Below are 23,609 nucleotides of genomic sequence, written 5' to 3' on the forward strand. Positions count from 1 at the left end.
AAATGCATGAACGTGGTACCTTATGTTGTTGAACAGACAGCCCGCGGAGAGCGGAGCTATGATATTTATTCCCGTTTGCTGAAAGATCGGATCATTATGGTATCCGGGGAAATTGAGAATCAGATGGCCAATGCGATCGTGGCCCAGTTGTTGTTTCTGACCGCAGAGGACCCGGAGAAGGATATTCAGATGTATATCAACAGTCCTGGTGGTTCCGTGACTGCCGGATTCTCCATCTATGACACGATGCAATTCGTGAAGCCTGACATTTCCACAATCTGCACAGGCATGGCAGCCAGCTTCGGTACGATCCTGCTGGTTGGTGGGACAAAAGGGAAACGGCTGGCGTTGCCGAACAGCGAAATCATGATTCACCAGCCGCTTGGCGGAACACGGGGGCAGGCCTCGGATATGCTGATTCACGCCAACCGAATTATCCAGCACCGTCAGCGCCTCAATAAACTGCTTGCCGATCATACGGGACAGCCGATGGATCGGATTGAAAAGGATACAGACAGAGATTACTTCCTGACCGCTGCGGAAGCCGTCGAGTATGGTCTTGTGGATAAGGTGATATCCAGTACGTAAGAAAAAAGGTGCCATACGTATACGTGTCAAGAAACACGACAAAAGAAAAGCAAGAAAAATGCACAGCAAAGTAGCCCGGAAGGTCATTCGACTTTCCGGGCTACTTTACTGTCTTGTCTGTATTGGGAAAAAATTGAATGCTTATTTGACTAATTCCATGTATAGTGTATATATTATATATACACACTATACATGGAATGGATTGTTGAAACGAGTGAGGTGAGAGAACATCAAAATACTAATATCAAACGCATCAAGCGATCCGATCTATATGCAGATTTTGACCCAGATTAGACAGAGCATTTTAAGCGGGGAACTGGTTGCAGGGGAGAGCCTCCCCTCCATCCGTCAACTTGCGAAGGATCTGCAGGTCAGTGTAATTACAACCAAACGTGTCTATGAAGAACTGGAGAAAGAGAAACTGATTGATTCTGTCGTAGGCAAAGGCTGTTTTGTTTCCGGGGCCAATCAGGAGTTTATTCGGGAACAGCGGCTGAAACGAATCGAAGATAAAATGCTCGATATCCTTCGTGAGAGCAAGGAACTGGGCATGAGTGTTCAAGATGTAGTTAAGCATTTTACGTTGCTAGTGGAGGAGGAAGACGCCTGATGAACGCAATTGAGTTGCGCAACCTATCAAAAACGTACCCCTTATTCAAGCTGGATCAGATCACTTTGGATGTTAAACAAGGTTATATTACCGGACTTATCGGTCCAAACGGGGCGGGGAAAAGCACACTGATCAGCCTGATTACCGGATTGATTCGTCCTGACTCCGGGAGCATCAGAACATTGGGAAAAGAGATGCCTGCTCAGGAAGTTAACGTTAAAGAACGCATTGGCATTGTTTCAGATGAATGTTTCTATTATGAGCATCTTACGATCCGTGAAATGAAAAGCATGATTGCTCCTTTTTATAAGAAATGGGATGAGAAGCAATTTAACAACTACCTGGAGCAATTTGAATTGTCTCCCAAAAAGAAGATTGAAGAACTGTCCAAAGGCATGAAAATCAAATTTTCACTGGCTATCGCTTTATCTCACGATGCTGAGCTACTCATCATGGATGAGCCTACATCCGGGCTTGATCCTGTGTTTCGGAGAGAACTGCTTGACTTGCTTGCAGATATAATACAGGACGAAACTCGATCCATTATTTTCTCGACTCATATCACGACCGATTTGGAGCGGATGGCAGATTATATTACATTCATCAATAAAGGAAAGATTGTGTTTAATGAAGCAAAGGATGATGTACTTGAAAGGTACATTATAGTAAAAGGGGACATGAAGCTGCTTGATGCGGACACGCGAGGACAATTCGTCGGAATCCGTGAGACAGCGGTTGGTTTTGAAGGCTTATCAGACAACAGGGCGGAGGCAGAACGATTATTTGGCAATGATGCTCTTTTACATAGACCCTCCCTTGAAGACCTTATCTATTTTACGGCCAAGGGGGAACGGCATCATGCTTAACTTGCTTCGCAAAGATTATATTGCTTTGAAAAGCTCGCTATGGGCCATCCTTTTTTATTTTGTTGTATTCAGTGTCGCATTTATCCCGACAGTGGAAATGTCGATGTATTTTGTTGGGATCTATACTGCTTTCGGTTCGATTATGCTTGCAACCATGATTGATATCAAAAACCATAATCATAAATTTCTTGTCACGCTCCCGCTTAGCCGCAGAAACATTGTGCAAGCGAAGTATCTGTCCGCCATTCTCTATACGCTTCTTGGAGTTTTCGCTTCGTCTGGCGCTCACTGGCTGGTTAACTTTCTTTTTCCCGAACTGAACAAGCCGGACTTTTCAGTACTGGACATCCTGATTTCGATTGGAATGGTGCTGGTTTTAATTTCGATCTATATGCCTCTTTTTTACGCCCTTAGTAAAAAGGGAGCGGGAATAATTAATACGGTTTTCATGTTCGTTCTTATTATTTTAGCGCAGCCTGTTGCTTCACTCCTGTATATGGCAGGCGAGAACGGCATGGGTCGTGCTTCGGTTTATGTTTTTGTTTCAGTTTGCATTCTTCTGTTGTTCATTGTCTCCTATTTTGTAACGGTCCGACTGTTTGCAAGGAAAGATCTATAGGATGAATAAAGAAGGATTTCAAAAAAAAACTTTCTAATTTACTTTGTCAGTCGAGGACAGCAGAACAGCAGCCCAAAAAGTAAAGTCGCCAAACGGCGACTTTTTGTGTTACAGAAGATTTAAAATTTGTGACCTGCCAGACAAGCTGTCGTTAATCTGCAAATGCAGATTTTGCAAACGTATCATCACGTATTTTCAGCCAACGCAATAAGTCTGCTCATGCCTTCCCGGATTTGCTGCTCGTGAGCATAGGAGAAGGAGAGACGCAGCTTGCGACTGGCGTTCGCATCGGAAGGATCGAATACCGTTCCCGGCACAAAAGCGACGGAATGCTCCATGCATCGGTGAAGCAAGCGCCCCGTATCTACACCTTCCGGAAGCTCTGCCCAGATATTAAGTCCACCCTCAGGACGAGTCCACGTCCAATTGGTTTGTTGAAGGCACTGTTCCATTACTTCCATCCGTAGCTGAATGGCGGTACGCAGCTTGGACAAGTGCTGTTGCATGCGTGGAGACTGAAAATAACGGAGGAAAAGCTTCTGATTTAGCAGAGGTGATCCGTTATCTGTCAGTGCTTTTACGGCCTGTAATCCTGGCATAAACCGGGGGCGGCACATGATTGCGGCAATCCGCAGACCCGGCACGACATATTTGCTATAGCTGCGAATATAGAGTGTATGCCCTGTAGTATCGTATGTGAAGATCGGCGCAGGAGGTTTTTCCTTGAAATAGATATCATACGTGCTGTCGTCTTCCACCAGGAAACATCCGTACTGTTCCGCCAGTTCAGGCAGTTGTTTGCGCTGCTCGGTCGGAATATTGATGCCCGTAGGATTTTGGAAGGTTGGCGTCATATAAAATACTCTTGGCTTTTCCTGCTTCATCAGGCGTTCAATCTGTTCCAGATCGTAGCCATCACGATGAATATCCGTAAAAATCAACTTGGCACCCTGTTTGCGGAAAATTTCCATCGCAGGGCCGTACGTTGGCCTCTCCATGAGCACACGGTCACCGGGTCTAACGAGACTGCGGGAGATCACATCAATGGCCTGCTGTGCACCAGAAGTGATCAGCACTTCATCAGACGAGATGTAGAAACGTTCCCTCGTCGTCAGATGGCTTGCCAAGGCACTACGCAGCTCCAGATCTCCCTGAATCGTGGAATATGTCCCAAGCAGACGGGGATATAAATCCAGCAAATCCCGCATCAGTTCTCCCCAATAGCGGTTGGGCAGCAGGGCGGGGTCGATCAATGATTTGGAGAATTGGTATTCCGCCTCAAGGGATTGCACGCGGGCAAGTGAATCCCAATGCAGCCAGGCAGACACGGCCGGGTCATCGGCCTGATCTGTCACGGGAGATGGGTCAGCAGGACTGACATAATAACCGGACTTATCCTTGACGTAAACGTTCCCGCGTTCTTTTAATTCCTGATAGGCCTTAAAAACAGTGAGGCGATGTACACCGAGCAGCTCGGACAGGCTCCGCACGGACGGCAGCTTCTCATGCTCTTTCCACTCTCCGGCTTCGATCCGTACAACCAGATAATGTACCACTTGCTCATATAGTTTCAGGCTGTTATCTGTCATCAACATGGTTTTGCCCACCCGGCTCACGCTCCTTTTGAACTCCATTGTAACAGCAAACGGGAACTAACTGTTCTGTTTTATTCATTCTGTTCTGTAGACAGTGCTTTATGATGGAGAACAGATGAAGGAGGGGCTAGCATGGTTGCAGTAGCATTTACCGTTATGTGTCTTATTTTTGGAACAACGTTTCTAGCGATTAAAATTGGCGTGGAGGCAGGCATGCCGCCTTTTCTATCGGCAGGACTACGCTTTATCATTGCAGGTGCTCTAATGTTTGCATGGATGTGGATGAAAGGGAAAGTGAACCTGTCTTTATTATGGCGTAAAGAGATGCTCTTGACCGGGGCCGGATTGACATTCGGGACCTTTGCGACCTTATATTGGGCTGAACAATATGTGAGCTCGGGTGTTGGTGCGATTCTGTCAGCAACAGGTCCACTGATGATTATGGTGATGCAGACAGCATTGTTGCGTCAAAAAACGTCTGCACGCATGATTGCGGGCTGCCTGATCGGTTTTGCAGGGGTTATCCTTGTGGTATTGCCGGGTGTATCGATTGGTGGCAATTCCCTGTGGCTATGGGGCTGTATTGCCGTATTGGTGGGTGAAGTCTGTTATTCGGCAGGGGCGTTGTACTCCAAAAAGGTCATTAATCAGTTTAAGGAGGCTAGTCCTGTAGCGATCAATGCGGTGCAAATGATGTACGGAGGATTGCTGTTATCTGCACTTTCGGCGGTTACGGAATCGTGGAGCACAACTGGACTGGATTGGATACCAGCGGTATCATCCCTGATCTATCTGACAGTAATCGGTTCGATGGTCGGGCACAGCTTGTTCTACTGGATCATGTCTCGTACCAACCCGTTATTCCCGGCGACCTGGTTATACATTTCCCCTCCGATTGCGGTTGGGCTTGGGGCAGTTCTCTACAATGAACATGTAAGCTGGATTACATGGTTGGGCGTTGCACTGATCGTTTCAGGTTTGCTGGCGATGAATGAGAAAGTGATGGGGTGGCTAAAGAAAGGCAAGCAAGCGAGGGCGTTCGTGCAAGCTTCCGAATCTGTTTTAAAATAGGTGAAGTTCAATTTATTCGAATCGTTCTGATTAACCTTAGAGGCTCAATCTAAACATCAATAACGGATTTTAGATTGAGCTAAAATCTATTCCAACCATATTTTTTCGTTAACCAATTGGTAATAATATTGATCCATCTGCTCTGCTGTAACATCATCCTCGATATGGTGTATCCACCATGTGACAAGCAAACTAATCACCCCTGAGTGAAACTCTGCTACAAGTTCTATGGGTAGCGAATAGCCTTTACCCCTTTTCTTCAATTCCAGAACATCTCGTCTGAATATTTCTCCTATATACTTAATCAGAAAGTTGTTAAATGCTTCATCCTTCTTTTGGTTCTGAACGATCTTCTCCAGTACACTTCCGAATAGTATTTTAGACACACTTTGAAGAGGCTCCTTTAGTCGCTCATCTACATCCATTTGTAAATAATCCTGGAGATTCTGATTTAAAGTGAACGACAATAGAGCGAATTTATCCTCAAAATGTTTGTAAAACGTTGTTCGATGGACCATGGCTTTATCACATATTTCATTGATCGTGATGTTGCTGAAAAGTTGCCCTTTTTGACATAACAAATCGACGAGCGCCATCGTTAACAATTTATGAGTTCGGGTAACTCTTAAATCGATCTTTTTACCATTATTTTTCATCTACATCATTTCCTTATTGTAGTTTAGCTATATAGTATCCTTATATTGATTCTTACTTGATACGAGTTTCTGAGTATATATTGGTATTATAAGTAATTTTTTGATGGTTCTACAAGTGCAGATAAAATATGACGGAATAGAGAGGATGAAGTGGCGATGCCCGACATGAAAAAAGCTGTGGTGATTGGGGCAGGTATTGCAGGGTTAATCACTGCAAGAATGTTATCTGATTATTATGATGAGGTATGTATCATTGAGCGAGATGAATTGCCTTCTGAGCCGGCGAATCGGCAGGGTGTACCTCAATCCTTTCATCCACATCGTGTATTACCACGCGGCGGACTCATTCTGGAACATTACTTTCCCGGATACAATGACGAATTGGTCGCGCTTGGCGCCATTCCTTCACATGAAGAGAAATTTGTGATTGCCAATCGCTACGGTACATTAGTTAATAAGGCAAATGCTGCTTCTTCATTCAAGATTGCGTCGAGTAGCAGAGCCCTTCTGGAATGGGTTCTTCGTCAGCGAGTCCAGAACATAGATCATATAAGCTTCTTAACAAATACGGAAGTTACCGGTTTATTGATATCTGAAGATCAGCGTTCAATTACAGGTGTTTACACCAAAGAAAGAGGCCAAGAGAATCGTGAAGAAATACTTGCAGCAGATATGGTTATTGATGCCGCAGGACGTTCTTCCAAATTGATCAAATGGCTCGATAAACTAGGTTTGTCCGTGCCGGAACCGGAAGTGCTCAAGGTATCTCTTGGTTACAGCACCCGATATTATAAAATACCATCCGCTATTAAAAAAGAATGGGGAACGGTGATAACAGAATCAGATCCTGTGAAAGGAATTCGTGCAGGCATGTTGTGGCGCATTGAAAATGATATTGCTGGACTCTTACTATTCAACGCAGGTGGAGAAGAATATCCTTCCACAAAGGCGGATGAGTTTCAAGAACAAATCAAGTATCTGTTCGCTTCGGATGAGATCGTAGAGTTGGAAAACCAACTGGAGCCTTTTCAAGGCCCGCGGGGATACCGTATTTCGGAGTCCATCCGCCAGCATTTTGAGCTCATGGAGAATTGGCCCTCCGGATTACTCGTCCTTGGCGATGCATTTTGCAGCTTCGATCCGATCCATGGACAAGGAATGACGGTCGCCGCAATTGAAGCCGAGACCATAGGAAAATGTTTGGATGAGCAGCGAATACATCCTGAGCCGCAGTTTGAGCGCAAAGTCCTGCTTCGTATGCAGCAGGCGATTGAACCGGCCTGGTGGCTTAGTTCTGTGGCCGATCTGCGATGGAAAGGGGTCGAACAGGTTGGGCCTTCCCGAATGAAAGGGGTTGCGTTTGCTCAGAAGTATATAAACTTGTTTACTAAGCAGGCGATGAAAAAGGCGAGTCAGGAACATAATAATCATCTCTTTTTCACCCAGTTCCTGATGAATGCCTTGATCCTTCCTCCAAGTGAATATTTTAAAGGTGACATCTTGAACATGATACTGAACGATAATAGTTCTGAAGAAGAAATGGAATTAAGAGCAGAGCTGGGCGTACAAGATCCTGAATTGTTCCAGCAAAGAATAGATGAAGTTATTCCGTCATTTCAACTGGAATTTGATGGCCAAATCAAAAAACTGCTGGAGTCTTTCCAGCATGCCATGAGCAAGTAAGACAATAAATCGTGGTGCGTGAAAGTAGGCAAAACATGAAACGAATAATTTTAAATTTCATAGCTAGCATTGTAATCTCATTTATTGTATTTTTTATTGTTTTATTTTTTACCGATGTCCCAGATACAAATCGTGTCATTTTATCTATGGCGATTACGATTTCACTACAATTATCCTTGATTACCGCATTGTTGCTCTCAAAACATAAAAAATAACAGAGAAATATACCTAATATAATCGCTTAAACAGGATAATGAACATATTTTTAAAATCAAAAAAACAGCCCTGTACAGCGAAATTCGCCGACTGGGCTGTTCGTTGATCTTATTTACTCTGCGTTCAGTACAAACTTCTCGATCACTTGCTTCACGCCGTCTTCGTTATTGCTCGCCGTAATGTAATCTGCCAGCTCTTTCAGAGCAGGGATGGCATTTCCCATCGCTACACCAAGACCAGCAACTTCCAGCATCTCATGGTCATTCCAGGAATCCCCGATGGCAATGCACTCGCTCAATTGGTGACCGAAGTGATCTGCCAGGAAGGTTAATGCATGGCCTTTCGTTCCCTCGCTGTGCATGATCTCAAGGAAGTATGGCTTGGACTTGGTGATGTGTACTTCAGGCCCGAGCAATTCGCGCAGGGCAATCGCAACCTCGTCGAGATAATCAGGCTCATCAATGATGAGCAGTTTCGGTGTTTTTTGCTCAATCACTTTGATGAAATCCGGTTCGATATGGTACTGAGTACCATTCAGTTTGGCGTAGTCACGCAGCTTGTCGTTTTCTTCACGGGCGTAAAGTTTGTCGTCAATGTACGTTTGCAGGTGCAGATTATGCTCCAGGCAGTAGTCGTACAATTTGCGGGAAGCGTCCTGTGGAACGTAGCGCTCGTAAAGTACTTTTTCGTCCAGCAAGTTTTTCACCAAAGCGCCTTGATACGTAATGATGGGCACGTTCAGCTTCGTTTGGCGAGCGAGTGCTTGGGCAGAAGCATAAGCACGGCCAGTTGCCAGTGTTACAACCACACCATGTGCTACCGCTTGTTCCAGGGCAGTCTGTGTTGCAGGCGTTACTTCCTTGTTATCGTTGATCAGGGTATCATCAATGTCAATTGCAATTAATTTGTAGGTCATCTGTGTTGTTTCTCTCCTTTTTTTATCTGTATCTATACCTGACTGAATCTACATCAGTTCAACTAAACGTTTTACACAAGAACGGAGAGGACAGAAAAAACCTGAAGAAGCGGAGCGTTCGCCTTTATCACCGGATTTTCCCTTTGAAGAAGGGAATCAAAAAAATCTGGGGATAACAGCGATCGGAAGGTTATTCTGTCATCGGAGTGGCAGGTGTAAACTTTCTTGGGTTGAACTTATATACCTACTCCTCAAGGAAAATAAGGCCAATAAAGTCCTCCAGCTCCAGGTTACCGAAGTAATGTTTTACATCCAGACCCTTAAGTGCAGTACGCACCTCAGATTCCTCGTAACGCTTGCCACGCAGCATATCTTCGATATCCGCCACATCGCCTACGCCGAAGAAATCACCAAAGATTTTGATATCTTCAATGCGTCCATCTTTGATATTCATGCGCAGATCGATGATGCCAACAGGGAATTTACGTGTATGCTTCACATTGCTTTCCGGGGAAAGCCCGTAGTTCCAGTCCCAATTGTTATAACGCTCGGCAGAGATTTCGTTGATCTTGTCCCAGTCTTTCTCTGTGAGTTCATATTGAGGGACGTCTTGTGGCTCCATGCGGAAAATATGACGGAGCAGCTCGTCCCGGAATTGTTCAATGGTCAGCTTGCTGTCGATCAGATCACGAATATTCGCAACACGACTGCGCACGGATTTGGTGCTCTTGGACTTGAACTTCTCCGGATTAACGTTGAGTGAAGCCTGGACGTGGTCGAGGTTCAGGTTAAACATCAATGTGCCGTGACTGAACATACGGCCACGTGTAGAGAATTGGGCATTGCCCGAAATTTTCTTCTCTCCGACTTGCAGATCGTTACGTCCCGTCAGTTCGGCATTAACGCCAAGCTCCTGCAGGGCTTCCACCACAGGCTGCGTGAATTTACGGAAGTTATGGAAGGATTGTCCGTCATCCTTGGTAATAAAGCTGAAATTGAGGTTGCCCAGATCGTGATAAACGGCTCCGCCTCCCGAAAGACGACGTACGACTTGAACACCGTTATCCTGAACATACTCAATATTGATCTCTTCAATAGTATTCTGGTGTTTTCCGATAATAATGGACGGGCGGTTGATGTAAAACAGCAAATAACTGTCATCCATCGGCAGATGCTTCAGAATGTATTCCTCAATGGCGAGGTTTACAGAAGGATCTGTAATGCCCTGGTTATCAACAAACAGCATGGTCATTCCTCCATTAATGTATGTGAGGGATGCATATCCCTTATATAGTGATGCTTTACGGAATCGAAATTCCTACTCTATTGTAAACGAATTGTCGAAAGGACACAAAGGAATTGAAGCCGCAAAGGGCATGAATAGCCAAAACAGGATTGACCCCTGCCTGCCACGACATCCATAATAAAAAGGACATGCAGAAAGGATGACGGACAGGATGACCGGTTTAATTGAAGTTTTCGGACATGGCGGTGATGTGGAGACAGCCGCGGCACGTTTTGGAGGGAATCCTGCGGATTTCCTCGATTTTAGCGCAAATATTAATCCTCTGGGTCCACCTCATGAAGTGTTGGAGGCTCTGGAGCAAGGTTTACATACGGTACTTCGTTACCCTGATCCGGGGCATCGTGCGTTCAAAATGTTGCTTAGTGACCGGCTGGAATTAACCCCGGATCACATATCTGTTGGCAATGGGGCGGCGGAAAGCATGGCTCTAATCTTACTTGGACTCGCGCCGCGTAGAGTAGGTACAGTAGAGCCCGGTTTTTCAGAGTACAGTGCATTATCCAGACAATTTGGAGCAGAAGTCCACCATGTTCAAGGACGAGAAGAGCTGGACTGGCGAGCAGAACCGGAAGATATTGAGAAGCTGATGGAGCGGGTGGACCTGCTTTTCCTTGGACAGCCCAACAACCCCAATGGGGTACAGTATCCGGTGGACGTTCTGCAACAGCTTGCTCATAAAGCAGAGACAACAGGTACAATATTGGTTGTTGATGAGGCATTTATCGATTTTATTCCTGAATCACAGCGGCAATCGCTTGCACCCAGCTTGAAAGAGTATCCTCAAGTGATCATCATTCGTTCGATGACCAAGTTTTATGCGATTCCAGGCCTGCGTCTGGGTTATGCGATGGGGCGTCCTGAACTGATTCGTGCCATGACAGAGAAACAGGTCACCTGGAGTGTGAACGGGCTTGCACTGATCGCAGGAGAAGCCTGTCTGCGCAGTGGGGATAATTTTGAACAGGAGACATTAGCACTGGTGTCACACGAGCGGGAGAGATTAACGGAAGGCCTGAAGGCTTTGGGATGTAAGGTGACGCGAGGGGAAGCGAACTTTATACTGGCAGCTCTGCCAGAGCCGTGGACAGCGACGTCCATCCAGGCTGCCCTCGGTGAACGCGGTATACTGATCCGAAGCTGCGCAATGTATCCCGGACTTGGGGAACGACATGTACGTTTTGCGGTCAAGGACGCGGAGGCTAACGGACGTTTGCTGGAAACGATAGGAAATGTAATTACGTCTAATCCGACAACCGGATTAGAGGCAGGGGGACAAAGCGATGGCACTGCCATTCTATAATTATTACTCCCATTTACAAAAGGACCAAAAGGACCAGAACGAATACAGATCTTCTGTGTGGCCTGGATTACACGTCTCCGCACATGAGCGGCATATTAAAGCGTCCAGTCCTTCTGCTGTAACAGCCCTTTCCAGTGCCGTGTATGGGGGCGGCATGATTGAAATTGATCGCATATTCAACATCTATGTGGACAGACATTATCGCTGTGACGATCCCCCACGTGATATTGCTGATCTGTTGAGTGAATGGCAGGAGCAGCAGGATCAATGTGCCGGTCTTCTGACTGCGGTTCGATTGGAGCACACAGCGATCCAGGAATACGAAAGTGATGAGTTCGGATTACTTTGCTGCACTACAGCAGGGGTATCCAATGCTGCACGGGCGGGTTCTGCAAGAACCGTGTTTGATGCTGCGGGGAATGAGATGAGCAATGGGACGGTGTCCCAGAAAATTGGGAAGGTTTCGGCTTCAACCTATACTCCCGGTACGATCAATATCATGTTGTGGATGAATGGGCGTATGACTGCTGGAGCGATGGTGAATGCCATTCAGACTGCGGTAGAGGCGAAGGCCGCTGCGTTAGCTGATTTCGGTGTGGCCGATTCAGAGAATGGTCTAACCGCAACCGGAACAACAACGGATGCCATCGTACTCGCGGTAAGTCAGGCTGAAGTAAATAAACCGCTCATCAGTTACGCCGGGACGGCTACGGTCATGGGTGCAGCGATCGGCAGGCTGGTGTATGACACGATAACGGAAAGCCTGCAAGCCGCGCAGGAGTGGAAAGAGAGGAATAACAAGCAATGACATCTCTGCTGATTCAATGGGCTTCTTGGCCGATCTGGACGGGAATGGCTGGAGCCTGGATTATTGTAGGAGCATACATATTGGATCGCTGCATCGGAGATCCACGCTGGATTCCTCATCCGGTGATTGGCATGGGAAAGGCCATCTCTGCACTGGAGCGGGCGATAAGATCGCGGGTGGATTCGAACCAGGCTCTCCAAAGAGCTGGCGTTTTATTTCCACTTTTGATTGCAGGCGGTTCTTTTGCACTGACTTGGGGATTAATCTATGTGCTGGGTCTTATACATCCCGTTGTTGCGGTTGTGGCAGAAGTGGTGTTAATCGCAACCACCATTGCCTCGAAAGGTTTGAAGGATGCAGGTATGGAAGTTTACCGCCATCTGAGTCAACAAGATTGGCCTGCGGCGAGACGTTCACTGGGTATGATTGTAGGACGTGATACGGCTCATCTGGATGAAAAGGAGATTGTGCGAGGAACGGTAGAGACTGTGGCGGAGAATATCGTGGATGCTATCGTCTCTCCACTGTTCTATGCCCTGATTGGTGGTGCACCACTTGCCATGGCCTATCGGGCGGTAAATACACTGGATTCCATGGTGGGTTATAAAAATGAAAAATATCTTCATCTCGGCTGGGCATCAGCCCGTCTGGATGATTGGGCCAACTGGATTCCCGCGCGGCTGACCGCCTTGCTGTTGATTATAGGAGCCTGGTTCATGAAGATGGATGCCAGAGGGGCAGCACGCATGGTGTCCCGGGATGCACGACTGCACCCAAGCCCGAATAGCGGTTTTCCCGAGTCGGCGGTGGCCGGAGCGCTGGGCATAAGACTTGGCGGACATAACGTATATCACGGCGTGGCTTCATTTCGCGCATATATGGGCGAGCCGTCAAGACGGATGGAAGCAGAAGATATCGTACGAACAACACGGCTTATGTTCTGGTCGGCAGGTTCTTTTGTTTTAGTATGTTGGTGGGTCACCTTAGGGATATGGTCTGCTGGAGGTGCACTGTTATGGAGATAGAAGCTGGACATGGTGGCATGCAAAGCCGCGAGATTATTTTGATACGTCATGGTACAACGGCGTGGAACTTGGAAAAAAGGTATCTTGGACATACTGACATCGGACTGTTGCCTGAAGCAAAGCAGGAGCTATCTTCGCTGCGTGAGCAGTTTAGCAATATCACATGCGAAGCCCTGTATTGCAGTGATCTGCTGCGTTGTCAGCAGACACTCACATACATTGCATCGTCCCAAATGGGACAGGCCAAGCTTGATGCCCGACTAAGGGAGATCGACTTTGGTGAGTGGGAGGGGTTGACCTATGATCAGCTCAAGGACAATCCACAGTACCGAGACTGGATCGATGCGCCGCAGGAGGTAACGCCACCAAATGGCGAGCCTTGGAAAGCATTTGCAGAGCGTATTGATTCATTTATGGAAGAGAGTCTGATGTCCTTTTTACCAATACTTCACTCTCCCAGCATAAACGTGCCAAAGGTAGCGGTGATTACGCATGGCGGTGTTATTCGTTATATTGTGTCACGTCTCATTCCGAATCAAGATTTCTGGGATACGCAGGTGGTACCAGGACAAGCGATAAAGATCCGGCTGGCTGGCGATGGGGATAGCTGGGTTGGAACCCGATTGACTTTTCCGTAGATCGGGTTGTAAGGATGTACAATATAACCTATAATCACAACAGAAGTGTGACTTAGCAAGTGCATCATCGGATGGAGGTTCAACAAGCCCTGCCAACGATGCAGGATGCTCACTTGAATGGTTAAACAATATTAGCGACCAAGGGTCCCGCGTGCATGCAGTAATGTTTCATGCTTTTATATGAGGCGATGAACGGCAAACGGGTGAAATAGGGAAGCCGGTGTAAATCCGGCACGGTCCCGCCACTGTAAATCAGGATGAATTCCTGTAAGTCAGGTTACCTGCCCTGGACGTATAAACCGGTGTTCCTTCGAGGAAAGGACAGCGTTTCGGGCAGTTCTCTGTGCATTTACAGCGCCAAGCTGACCATGTACAGATCGCCACATGCGAGACGTCATCCCTGATCCTGACCCAAGGATTGGGGATTTTATTTTTTCATATAAGATGAACCGAATATTACACGAGAACGAAGAGTGCAGAACCAATCTGAAGAAACGAAGTGTTCGCCTTTATAACCGGATTTTTCCCTTTTCAAAAAGGGGATCAAAAAAATCTGGGGATAACAGCGATCGGAAGATGGTACTGCAATCGTAGTGGCCTAGTGTAAAGTTTTATTGGTTCATCTTATATAGGAACACAAATTCAAGCGGATTTGGGACAGGAGCACTACTCATTAGAATGGATAGAGAAGGGGAGAATGAACACAATGAATTTCAAGACATGGAAAGGCGTAGCGTCACTGCTGAGCGCAGCGATGCTGGCACTGACGTTGGCCGGATGTGGTACAACAACAACGAACGAGGGTACAGGAACCTCGCAACCTGCACAGGAGCAATCCCAAGGTCAGGCGCAGACAGATCTCAAAACACAATATCCAATTACGGTTACAGATGCTACGGGAGAATCGTTTACGTTTGACAAAGCACCAGCCAAAATCGTATCCGTATCTCCGGCTGAAACGGAATCCCTGTTCGCACTCGGATTGGACGAGCAGATCGTAGGGGTATCCGACTATGACGATTATCCGGAAGCAGCAACAAAGAAACCAAAAATGGGCGGCATAACAAAGCCTAATGAAGAGTCGATCATTGCAGCTGATGCTGATATCGTATTTACAGGCATTTCAATGAGCAAAGAGTCGGTGAAGAAACTGCGTGATCTGGGCATTACCATTTTCAAAACAGATCCTAAATCAGTGGATGATGTGATAAACAACATTGAAACATTTGGTAAAATCACGGATCATCAGGAAAAAGCGCAGGAGATCATCACCCAGATGAAACAGGATGTGGCTGATGTAACTGAAGCGGTGAAGGCAGTTAAACCGGAAGAGAAGAAAAAAGTATATGTTGAATTCTCCCCAGGCTGGACTGTGGGTAAAGGCGAATTCATGGATGAATTGATTACACTGGCCGGAGGAAACAACGTAGCTTCCGACTTGACTGGCTGGAACCAGATTAATGAAGAGAACATTATTGCTTCTAATCCAGACGTCATTCTGTATGCGAACGATGTCATTGATGAAAATTCCAAAACATTGGATCAAATCATCAAAGCACGCAGCGGATGGGATCAAATCACGGCTGTGAAAAACGATGCAGTCATTGGCCTGGATGGCAACCTGCTGAGTCGTCCGGGACCACGTGTAACGGAAGGTTTGAAAGCTGTAGCCAAAGCGATCTACCCTGATCTGTTCAAATGAGTAAAAAGCTGGTAGTGTACGGAACGGCCGGAATGGTGCTGCTTGTGTTAACCGTGCTCATCTGTACGGGCATCGGTTCGGTTGCCCTGCCTGTCCGGGACATTGCGGGCATCTTGCTTCATCACATTCCCTGGCTGGGCGACTGGATTGTTCCTGACTGGAATACAGCAGCAGAACAGATTATCTGGAAGGTCAGATTCCCACGTGTACTGCTTGCCGTGCTTGTAGGTGCATCACTGGCGATTGCCGGAACTGGATTCCAGGGGGTTCTTCGTAACCCTCTGGCTGATCCGTTTACCCTGGGCGTATCGTCTGGTGCATCGGTAGGTGCGGCTTTTCTGATTTTTTTCGGATTGCAGTATGCGCTGATTGGGATCTGGACTCTGCCACTGGTCGCGTTTCTGACGGGAGTAGTCACATTGTGGTTTGTGCTGGCCCTCGCTCGGGAGGGACGTAAAATACCGACACACAGCCTGATTCTGGCTGGCGTGGTCATGCAAAGTTTCCTGGGAGCCGTAGTCTCCTTCCTGTCGACCATGTCGAAGCAGACCATCAATGAAATTATATACTGGACGATGGGAAGTCTAGCACTGCGTGGGTGGTCGTATACGGCCATCCTTTTCCCGTATTTTGTGCTGGGACTGATTTTTCTCTGGAGCCGTGCGCGTTCGTTGAATGTACTTGCCCTGGGGGAGCGACAGGCTGCTCATATCGGGGTTAAGGTGGATGGATTGAAGCTGTCGGTGTTAGCTGTGGGTACACTGCTTACGGCAGGCGCTGTCTCCGTATCCGGTGTGATTGGCTTCGTCGGGTTGGTCATTCCGCATATTCTTCGGCTCATCGTCGGACCTGATTATCGATTGCTGGTGCCTTTGTCCGCGATTGGGGGAGCCATCTTCATGGTCTGGGCAGATACGATTGCACGCTCATTGCTGGCCCCAACCGAAATTCCGCTGGGTGTGGTTACAGCTTTTGTTGGAGCGCCATTCTTCGCGTATCTGCTGCACCGGAACAAAAAGCTGCGGAAGGGGATGATGCCATGAGCGCATTCATGAAAACAGACCTTACCGAGAGCCGGCCGATGATAGAAGTCAAAGAAACTGGTAAAATGTATGGTAACCATCGGGCTCTGCATGCAGTGGACTGGAAAGTCAAAGAGGGTGAATGGTGGGGCGTTGTTGGTCCAAACGGCAGTGGCAAATCGACCCTGATTCAGCTACTTGCCGGAACCGAACAGCCAAACGCAGGCAGCATACAGATTGATGGCCGCGACATTTCCTCATACACCCGTAAAGATTTGTCACGTATGATTGCGGTTTTGCAGCAGGATGGTCTGCCAGCCATCTCTTATCCCGTAAGAGATGTTGTCGAGATGGGACGTTACCCTTACCAGAACTGGCTTGGCAAAGAAACGTCGGATGGGGCAGCGGTAGTTGATAAGGTGTTAGAGGAGTTGGGTCTGAGTGACATGGCCGAACGACCTTTGGATGCACTTAGCGGTGGACAACGGCAGCGGGTTGCGCTTGCCAAAGTCATGGCTCAGGAACCCAGGCTATTATTGCTTGACGAGCCAACCACCTTTCTCGATATCAAATATCAATTGCAATTCATGGAGTTATTATCAGCGTGGCGTCAAAAAAATCATATTACAATTGTGGCGGTGCTGCATGATCTGAACCTGGCCGCACAATTTTGCGATCATATTCTGGCGCTGCGTGACGGGACTTGTGTAGGTAGTGGCACACCCCATTCGTTGATGACGGAAGAGAACATCCGGGAGATTTTCCGGGTGAGCCCGGCCATGGTGAATCATCCCGACAATGGATTGCCACAGCTTTTGCTAAGACGAGAGAAGAAATGAATGAAGCGGGGGATACCCTATATTTTAATAAAGGAAGTGCTGGCTGTATGAATAATGAACAGGTGTTGGAACAGTTAATGGGTCGGATCGTGGGTCCACATGAGGCAGTTGCGGCTGAAGCTTCCGCGCATGTGGATGCATTGACGAAGCCCCCCGGCAGTCTGGGCAAGCTTGAACAGCTGGTTATTCGTCTGGCGGGGATCACCGGTGAGGCTCGGCCTTGCTTTGATCGAAGAGCTGTCATCGTTATGGCTGCGGATCATGGGGTGGTTGAAGAAGGGATTAGCGCTTTTCCTGCTGAGGTAACGCCGCAGATGGTCCTGAATTTCCTAGCAGGGGGAGCGGCTGTCAATGTGCTTGCGCGCCACGCTGGAGCTCATGTGATTTGTGTGGATATCGGCGTGAATGCGGATCTGGATCATCCAGACCTGGTCTCCCGCAAAGTCCGCAAAGGAACAGCCAACATGGCGAAGGGTGCTGCAATGACCCGGGGCGAAGCGATTCAGGCCATTCTTGCAGGAGCTGAAGTGGTCTCCACCGAGGTTGCGAAGGGAACGCAGTTGTTTGTGACCGGAGAGATGGGAATCGGGAATACAACTGCTAGCGCTGCGGTGATGTGTGCATTAACCGGAACAGCACCTGCTTCAGCGGTTGGCCGGGGAACAGGCGTAGATGATGCCGGTTTGCAGCGCAAAGCCGCAGTGGTCAGCCAAGCCCTCAGCGTGAATGCTCCGAATGCAGACGATGCACTCGATGTACTGTGCAAAGTGGGCGGACTGGAGATTGCCGGACTGACAGGCGTGATTCTCGCAGCTGCTGCAAACGGATGCCCGGTTGTCGTGGATGGATTTATCTCCACCGCTGCCGCGTTGATTGCGAGTCATCTTGCTCCGCTCAGTACAGAATACATGATTGCTTCCCACACATCGCATGAAAGTGGACATGCAGCGTTGCTGCGTGAGCTTGGTCTGAAGCCCATGCTGGATCTGGACATGCGACTGGGTGAAGGTACCGGAGGCGTTCTTAGTCTTCATCTGATTGATGCGTCATGCCGTATTTTGAACGAAATGGCGACATTCGCAAGTGCAGGGGTATCTGGTGGCACGAACGAGATTCAACCTACGGAGTCTTCATCAGTTTCTACTGATTCATCTGTTCAAGGAGAGGTATCCTCATGAGTGTTCTCGTGACGGGCGGGGCACGAAGTGGCAAAAGTTCATTTGCCGAGCGACTCTGTATGCAGCGATCCTCTGAGGCTTGGTATATCGCTACGGCTCAGGCTTATGATGACGAGATGCGTGAGCGTATACGTCTGCATCAGAGCCAGCGGGATGAAGGAGGATATCTATGGCATACGGTGGAGGAACCGCTGGCATTGTCTGAGTTAATTACACAAATGGGAGAGTCCCATACAGGTACGTCTGCACCAACCGTTCTGGTAGATTGTCTGACACTGTGGCTCAGTAATGTGCTGTTAGCGCATGAACATGATCCGGTGCAGGTGCTGTACGATCATATGGACGCGCTGGTAGCGGCCATCCATTCGTATCCGGGTCTGCTCGTGCTTGTCACCAATGAAGTAGGGGACGGTATTGTGCCGGAGTATGCGCTGGGCAGAAGATATCGGGATCTGGCGGGCATTCTCAATCAGCGGATTGCCGCGATTTGTCGCGAAGTGTTTCTGGTGACAGTGGGTATTGCCATTGAGCTGAAAAGCAGGGAGTATCGTTTATGAGTAAAGGCGATTTTGAACAAAAACATGCGGCCGCGGCCGCTTTTCAATTTCTATCCCGTTTTCCGGTGAAAATGCAGCTTGATTTCGTTCCGCCATTACTGCGGGAGAGTGTAGTGTATTACCCGCTGGTTGGTGCGATCATCGGATTATGCGTCTGGCTGGGTGGAGCCCTGACCGGTGCACTGCTTCCATCGTTTCCAGCTGCGGTGTTAACCTTGACGTTATGGGTATGGCTAACCGGAGGCCTTCATCTGGATGGTTGGATGGATACGGCAGATGGTCTGCTCAGTTATCGCACCCGTGAGCGAATGCTGGAGATTATGAAAGACAGTCGTGTGGGGGCCATGGGCGTGATCGCCTGTGTCCTGCTGCTGATGATGAAAGCGTCATTAATTGCTGACTTTATCGCACGTGGCAACTGGGCGTATGGAGCTTTGCTCATCCTGCCGATGATCTGGAGCCGCTGGTTCATGGTGTATGCCATGGCGGCCTGGCCGAATGCCCGCAAGGACGACGGACTCGCTGTCCTGTTCAAGGGATTGGGTGAACGGAGGGAAGTCCAGCGTGCACGCAGCTCTGCGGTAGGACTATCCATTCTGGCAGGTGTGATCACATGGGCAGTTGTATGGATCTTCCAGCCGGATACAGCCATGTTTCAGGTACTGGCGACGGAGAATGGATTGGGGACGTTACCATGGTGGCTGTATCCGGTTGCAGCGATCATTGTGGTGCCGCTGGCTGGCTATGTGATTGGCAAATTCGTTGCCGGGCGTATCAGTGAAAGGCTGGGTGGACTTACAGGGGACACGTATGGAGCCATGAATGAGCTGCTGGAGGCCGCACTGCTAACGGTACTTAGTCTGTTGCAGGGATTCTTTTTGATATAACGCGGAGAGTGGTGGTGAGGGAACGTGGAAGATACTTCTGCACAAACGTCTGAACAAACGGCGGCAGTATTAATGCTGCAAGGGACAGCATCGGATGTGGGGAAAAGCGTAATTACGACGGCCTTATGCCGAATATTCAAGCAGGATGGCTTCAGGCCAGCTCCGTTCAAATCACAGAACATGGCGCTGAATTCTTACGTCACAGAAGACGGAAAGGAAATCGGAAGAGCGCAGGGAGCGCAAGCCGAGGCATGCGGCATTGAAGCGACGACAGATATGAACCCGATCCTGATCAAGCCGGTTCGGGATATGCATTCCCAGATTGTCGTGCACGGTGTGCCTCTTACACAGATGAGTGCATGGGACTACCGGCAGCATTTCCTGCCCCAAGCCAAACAAACGGTCATGGATGCACTGAATCGGTTGCGCGCGACATATGATATTGTGCTGATGGAAGGTGCAGGCAGTCCTGCTGAGATCAATCTGAAGGATCGGGATATCGTTAACATGAATTTGGCGGGCTGGGCGGATGCTCCGGTAATTCTGATTTCGGATATTGATCGTGGTGGTGTCTTTGCCTCCATTGTAGGTACATTGGAGCTGCTTGAGCCGCATGAGGTTCGGCGTGTAAAAGGATTCATCATCAACAAGTTTCGTGGAGACCTGTCCTTGCTGCAGCCTGGGTTGGACTGGCTTGAAGAACGGACAGGCATACCTGTATTGGGCGTATTGCCTTACGTAAGTGATATTCAGATTGAAGCGGAAGACTCCGTGGTGCTGGACTCGATGCGACATGGCAAATCCGGTCAGCAGGAGCTGGACCTTGCGGTAATTCGTTATCCGCGTATTTCCAACTTTACAGACTTTGATGCCCTTTCCAGGGAACCGGATGTGAATGTGCGATACGTGACTTCTCCCGCTGAACTGGGGCATCCCGATGCCATTCTGCTTCCGGGTACGAAGGATACGATTGGGGATCTGGCATTTCTGCGTGCGTCGGGACTCGAGCAAGCGATTGCCAGCCAGACGGAGCGTGAAAATGTTCAGCTTGTCGGGATATGTGGTGGATACCAGATGCTCGGTCAGCATCTCAAAGATCCATTTGCGGTAGAAGCGAATCAGATCCAGGAAGCCTATGGATTGGGATGGCTGCCCCTATCGACAACATTCCTACAGAACAAACAAACGGTGAGAGCCTCTGGGCATGTACACAGTCATCATCCAATTCGTTTGCCCAAGGAAAGCGATGCAGCAAGCTCGTTGCCCATCCATGGATACGAGATTCATATGGGTGTTACCGAGTGTATTGAGCCTGAACGTTTAACGGCCTTATTCGAAATCGCCCATCCGGGAGGTCAATCCTTCAATGAAGGCTGGGGCACGACTGACGGCAAAGTGTGGGGAACATACCTGCATGGTTTGTTTGAAAGTGATCCATTCCGGCGCTCATGGCTTAATGGTCTGCGTGAAGGAAAAGGACTTGCTCCGTTGCTGGAGACGTACAGCGCACGTGAACGTAAGGAAATGGAGTTCGATCGTGTAGCTGAATCATTACGTTCTTCCTTGGATATGCAGCGTGTGTACGAGATTATGGGCGTTCAGGCACCTGAATAAAAAAACTGCATCTGGTGTGCAGTCCAAAAGAATACCCCCATGCGTGGCAACGTTCCCTTGAACCTGGAACGAGGCTGAGCATGGGGGTATTTGTGTACCCAATGTTAAGTTTGATTCGAAAATGGAAATAATGGGTTAAAGTATTCCGGTTAGTTTATTTTGAAGTTCTTCATGGCGGATTGCAGTTCTACCGCTTGCTCATGCAGATGACGTACGGTGTTGGAATGGGAGTCCATCTCATTCAGTTGGAGATCCGCTGTAGAAGCAATCTCTTGCATGCTTTGACGGGACTTAGATGTAATTTGAGCCGTTTCTTCCACGGAAGCACTGACTTCTTCAGCTCCAGCAGATACTTGCTGTGTTGAGGCCGATACCGTCTGAATGGTTAGATTGACGTTCTGAATCAATTCGTTAAGCTGCTGGAACGCAGAGCCTGCCTGTTGAACTACATGAGTACCTGATCCAATCTCTTGGGTTACACGGTTCATGGCATCAACCGAACGTTCGGCATCTTCACGGATAGTACCCAGGTAATCGGAGATTTCCTCTGTAGCTGTCTTGGATTGCTCTGCCAGTTTGCGTACTTCTCCGGCAACAACGGCGAACCCACGTCCATGTTCTCCCGCACGTGCTGCTTCAATGGAAGCGTTGAGGGACAGCATGTTAATCTGTTTCGTGATTTCAAAAATGGATTGAACGATGGTCCCTATCGCGATCGAGCGCTCGTTCATCGTTTCGACATAACGCAGAGATTCGCTCGCGGTCTGGCCGACACGTTCCATTTGCTCAATGGCGTCCTGAGCCAGACGGTTACCCTTAACAGCTTCGTTCGCAGCATCTCCGATCTGCTCGGATACTTCGGCAGAAGAGGAGGCAATATGCATAATGCCCTGTGTGATTTCTTCCATGGCTCTTGCATTTTCGGCTGCGCTGGAAGCGATACTTACGCTGCCTTTCTCTGCACTTTCTGCAGAACGACTGGAGTTTTTCACCATACCGGACATGGATTCTACCCGTTTGAGCAAATCATTGGAGCCTTCTACAACTTCATTGGACGTGGAAAGGGCGCGGCTAATCATTTCTTTCAAATTATGAGTCATCGTCTGGAAGCTTGAAGCCAGCTGTGCAATCTCATCCTTACCTTTAATCTGAAGTTCAGCCGTCAGATCTCCTTGTGATATCTGTTTGCTATGTTGAACGAGCTTGATGATCGGTTTGGTTACACGTTTGATCATGCTTGTCGATATGAGCCATCCTAGCACAATGACCAATGCGGTGATACCGAGGCACAACCAGAAGATCTGTGCAATTTTGTCCTGAATGAATTGGGCATCCATGCTAACAGCCATGATCATGTTACTTCCTGCGATCGGTATAAAGGCTGCTTTATGTACACCGAAGGAATCGGCATAAACCTGGCTGATTTCCATTTCTTTTTTTTCAGTGGCCGCACTCATTGCTGCTTCTACTTTAATCTCATCTCCGGCTTTCATGCCCGAGGAGGTATTTGCGATGACAACGGTAGCTTTACCATCCTGAATGGCCACGACGTAGGCTCCGTCCAGATTATGCTCTTTGGCTTTGCCAGCCAAATAGGATTCCACGGTGAGTGCAGCACCTTCAGAGCCAGCCCCGCCACTCTGTACTTGCAAAATTTTAGAAGCGGATGTGTTCTTGTATATATCCTGAATGGACGTGCTCAGGACCTTGTCGAACTGTGGAAGCACGTAGCTCTGCATAATATTCATGGAGACAGCATAGAAACTGATACTAAACAACAGGGAAGCAACCAGCAGTACGAGGAACAAAGTGCCTCTGATTTTACCGGCAACGGTGCGATTTCGAAACATAGAATCATCCTTTCACGTCAAGTTCATTAACATTATCGCTTTTCCGTTATCGTAAGACTAAAT

The 23,609-nt window shown here is 48.2% G+C and carries 22 protein-coding genes and 1 riboswitch; of the genes, 17 read left to right on the top strand and 5 right to left on the bottom strand.

Features of this window, described 5'->3' with window-relative positions:
- The first annotated feature begins 6 nt into the window (after window positions 1–6).
- From clpP to BMW94_RS13050, 4 genes are all read left to right on the top strand, one after another.
- Window positions 7–588: an ATP-dependent Clp endopeptidase proteolytic subunit ClpP gene (clpP, locus tag BMW94_RS13035; RefSeq protein ID WP_090998882.1), complete on the top strand. Its 582-nt coding sequence runs from the start codon at window positions 7–9 to the stop codon at window positions 586–588.
- A 229-nt stretch (window positions 589–817) separates the two neighbouring features.
- Window positions 818–1,198, top strand: a complete 381-nt coding sequence (locus BMW94_RS13040) for a GntR family transcriptional regulator (RefSeq protein WP_090998885.1) — start codon at window positions 818–820, stop codon at window positions 1,196–1,198.
- The gene (locus BMW94_RS13045) at window positions 1,198–2,064 is read left to right on the top strand and encodes an ABC transporter ATP-binding protein (RefSeq protein WP_090998889.1); all 867 of its coding nucleotides are present in this window, start codon (window positions 1,198–1,200) and stop codon (window positions 2,062–2,064) included. Before BMW94_RS13040 ends, BMW94_RS13045 begins: the two co-directional genes overlap by 1 nt.
- Window positions 2,057–2,683, top strand: coding sequence for an ABC-2 transporter permease (locus tag BMW94_RS13050; protein ID WP_090998891.1), 627 nt, complete (start codon window positions 2,057–2,059; stop codon window positions 2,681–2,683). The genes BMW94_RS13045 and BMW94_RS13050 overlap by 8 nt, the downstream gene beginning before the upstream one ends.
- A 185-nt stretch (window positions 2,684–2,868) precedes the next feature.
- On the opposite strand, the gene BMW94_RS13055 is transcribed toward BMW94_RS13050, so the two are convergent.
- Window positions 2,869–4,290, bottom strand: coding sequence for an aminotransferase-like domain-containing protein (locus tag BMW94_RS13055; protein WP_254790222.1), 1,422 nt, complete (start codon window positions 4,288–4,290; stop codon window positions 2,869–2,871).
- Window positions 4,291–4,410: 120 nt separating this feature from the next.
- Between BMW94_RS13055 and BMW94_RS13060 the strand changes: the two genes are divergently transcribed.
- Window positions 4,411–5,349, top strand: a complete 939-nt coding sequence (locus BMW94_RS13060; protein ID WP_090998895.1) for a DMT family transporter — start codon at window positions 4,411–4,413, stop codon at window positions 5,347–5,349.
- Between the two features lie 86 nt (window positions 5,350–5,435).
- On the opposite strand, the gene BMW94_RS13065 is transcribed toward BMW94_RS13060, so the two are convergent.
- Window positions 5,436–6,005 (bottom strand): TetR/AcrR family transcriptional regulator, encoded by a 570-nt coding sequence (locus BMW94_RS13065; protein WP_090998896.1) that lies wholly within the window; start codon window positions 6,003–6,005, stop codon window positions 5,436–5,438.
- A 156-nt stretch (window positions 6,006–6,161) separates the two neighbouring features.
- On the opposite strand from BMW94_RS13065, the gene BMW94_RS13070 reads away from it, so the two are divergent.
- Window positions 6,162–7,688, top strand: coding sequence for an NAD(P)/FAD-dependent oxidoreductase (locus BMW94_RS13070; protein WP_090998898.1), 1,527 nt, complete (start codon window positions 6,162–6,164; stop codon window positions 7,686–7,688).
- Between the two features lie 328 nt (window positions 7,689–8,016).
- Here the strand turns inward: BMW94_RS13070 and BMW94_RS13075 are convergent, their stop codons facing one another.
- Window positions 8,017–8,820, bottom strand: a complete 804-nt coding sequence (locus BMW94_RS13075; RefSeq protein ID WP_064639937.1) for a Cof-type HAD-IIB family hydrolase — start codon at window positions 8,818–8,820, stop codon at window positions 8,017–8,019.
- A 244-nt stretch (window positions 8,821–9,064) separates the two neighbouring features.
- Window positions 9,065–10,066: a lipoate--protein ligase gene (locus BMW94_RS13080; protein WP_090998900.1), complete on the bottom strand. Its 1,002-nt coding sequence runs from the start codon at window positions 10,064–10,066 to the stop codon at window positions 9,065–9,067.
- Between the two features lie 211 nt (window positions 10,067–10,277).
- On the opposite strand from BMW94_RS13080, the gene cobD reads away from it, so the two are divergent.
- The 11 genes from cobD to BMW94_RS13135 all read left to right on the top strand — a co-directional run bounded on the left by cobD (window position 10,278) and on the right by BMW94_RS13135 (window position 21,696).
- Window positions 10,278–11,426: a threonine-phosphate decarboxylase CobD gene (gene cobD, locus BMW94_RS13085; protein ID WP_244192682.1), complete on the top strand. Its 1,149-nt coding sequence runs from the start codon at window positions 10,278–10,280 to the stop codon at window positions 11,424–11,426.
- The gene (locus tag BMW94_RS13090) at window positions 11,407–12,234 is read left to right on the top strand and encodes an adenosylcobinamide amidohydrolase (RefSeq protein WP_090998904.1); all 828 of its coding nucleotides are present in this window, start codon (window positions 11,407–11,409) and stop codon (window positions 12,232–12,234) included. Before cobD ends, BMW94_RS13090 begins: the two co-directional genes overlap by 20 nt.
- 44 nt (window positions 12,235–12,278) lie before the next feature.
- A complete protein-coding gene (gene cbiB, locus BMW94_RS13095; protein WP_090999084.1) occupies window positions 12,279–13,259 on the top strand; it encodes an adenosylcobinamide-phosphate synthase CbiB in 981 nt (326 codons plus the stop codon).
- The gene (locus BMW94_RS13100) at window positions 13,250–13,897 is read left to right on the top strand and encodes a histidine phosphatase family protein (protein ID WP_175480674.1); all 648 of its coding nucleotides are present in this window, start codon (window positions 13,250–13,252) and stop codon (window positions 13,895–13,897) included. The genes cbiB and BMW94_RS13100 overlap by 10 nt, the downstream gene beginning before the upstream one ends.
- Before the next feature lie 166 nt (window positions 13,898–14,063).
- Window positions 14,064–14,201, top strand: a riboswitch (cobalamin riboswitch).
- Between the two features lie 402 nt (window positions 14,202–14,603).
- Complete coding sequence (locus tag BMW94_RS13105; RefSeq protein WP_090998908.1) at window positions 14,604–15,599, top strand: ABC transporter substrate-binding protein; 996 nt, start codon at window positions 14,604–14,606, stop codon at window positions 15,597–15,599.
- On the top strand, window positions 15,596–16,642 hold the full coding sequence (locus BMW94_RS13110; RefSeq protein ID WP_090998910.1) for a FecCD family ABC transporter permease: 1,047 nt from the start codon (window positions 15,596–15,598) through the stop codon (window positions 16,640–16,642). The genes BMW94_RS13105 and BMW94_RS13110 overlap by 4 nt, the downstream gene beginning before the upstream one ends.
- 38 nt (window positions 16,643–16,680) lie before the next feature.
- Complete coding sequence (locus BMW94_RS13115) at window positions 16,681–17,460, top strand: ABC transporter ATP-binding protein (RefSeq protein ID WP_254790231.1); 780 nt, start codon at window positions 16,681–16,683, stop codon at window positions 17,458–17,460.
- Window positions 17,461–17,507: 47 nt separating this feature from the next.
- Window positions 17,508–18,638: a nicotinate-nucleotide--dimethylbenzimidazole phosphoribosyltransferase gene (gene cobT / locus BMW94_RS13120; protein ID WP_090999089.1), complete on the top strand. Its 1,131-nt coding sequence runs from the start codon at window positions 17,508–17,510 to the stop codon at window positions 18,636–18,638.
- Complete coding sequence (gene cobU, locus BMW94_RS13125) at window positions 18,635–19,195, top strand: bifunctional adenosylcobinamide kinase/adenosylcobinamide-phosphate guanylyltransferase (RefSeq protein ID WP_090998912.1); 561 nt, start codon at window positions 18,635–18,637, stop codon at window positions 19,193–19,195. Before cobT ends, cobU begins: the two co-directional genes overlap by 4 nt.
- Window positions 19,192–20,082, top strand: coding sequence for an adenosylcobinamide-GDP ribazoletransferase (gene cobS, locus BMW94_RS13130; RefSeq protein WP_090998914.1), 891 nt, complete (start codon window positions 19,192–19,194; stop codon window positions 20,080–20,082). The genes cobU and cobS overlap by 4 nt, the downstream gene beginning before the upstream one ends.
- A 72-nt stretch (window positions 20,083–20,154) precedes the next feature.
- Window positions 20,155–21,696, top strand: a complete 1,542-nt coding sequence (locus BMW94_RS13135; protein WP_090999091.1) for a cobyric acid synthase — start codon at window positions 20,155–20,157, stop codon at window positions 21,694–21,696.
- Between the two features lie 149 nt (window positions 21,697–21,845).
- Here the strand turns inward: BMW94_RS13135 and BMW94_RS13140 are convergent, their stop codons facing one another.
- Entirely contained in the window at window positions 21,846–23,546 is a 1,701-nt protein-coding gene (locus BMW94_RS13140) for a methyl-accepting chemotaxis protein (protein WP_090998916.1), read from the bottom strand.
- Between the last annotated feature and the right edge of the window lie 63 nt (window positions 23,547–23,609).

Origin of the sequence: Paenibacillus sp. OK003, from assembly GCF_900109515.1 — a bacterium.
Classification (GTDB): domain Bacteria; phylum Bacillota; class Bacilli; order Paenibacillales; family Paenibacillaceae; genus Paenibacillus; species Paenibacillus marchantiae.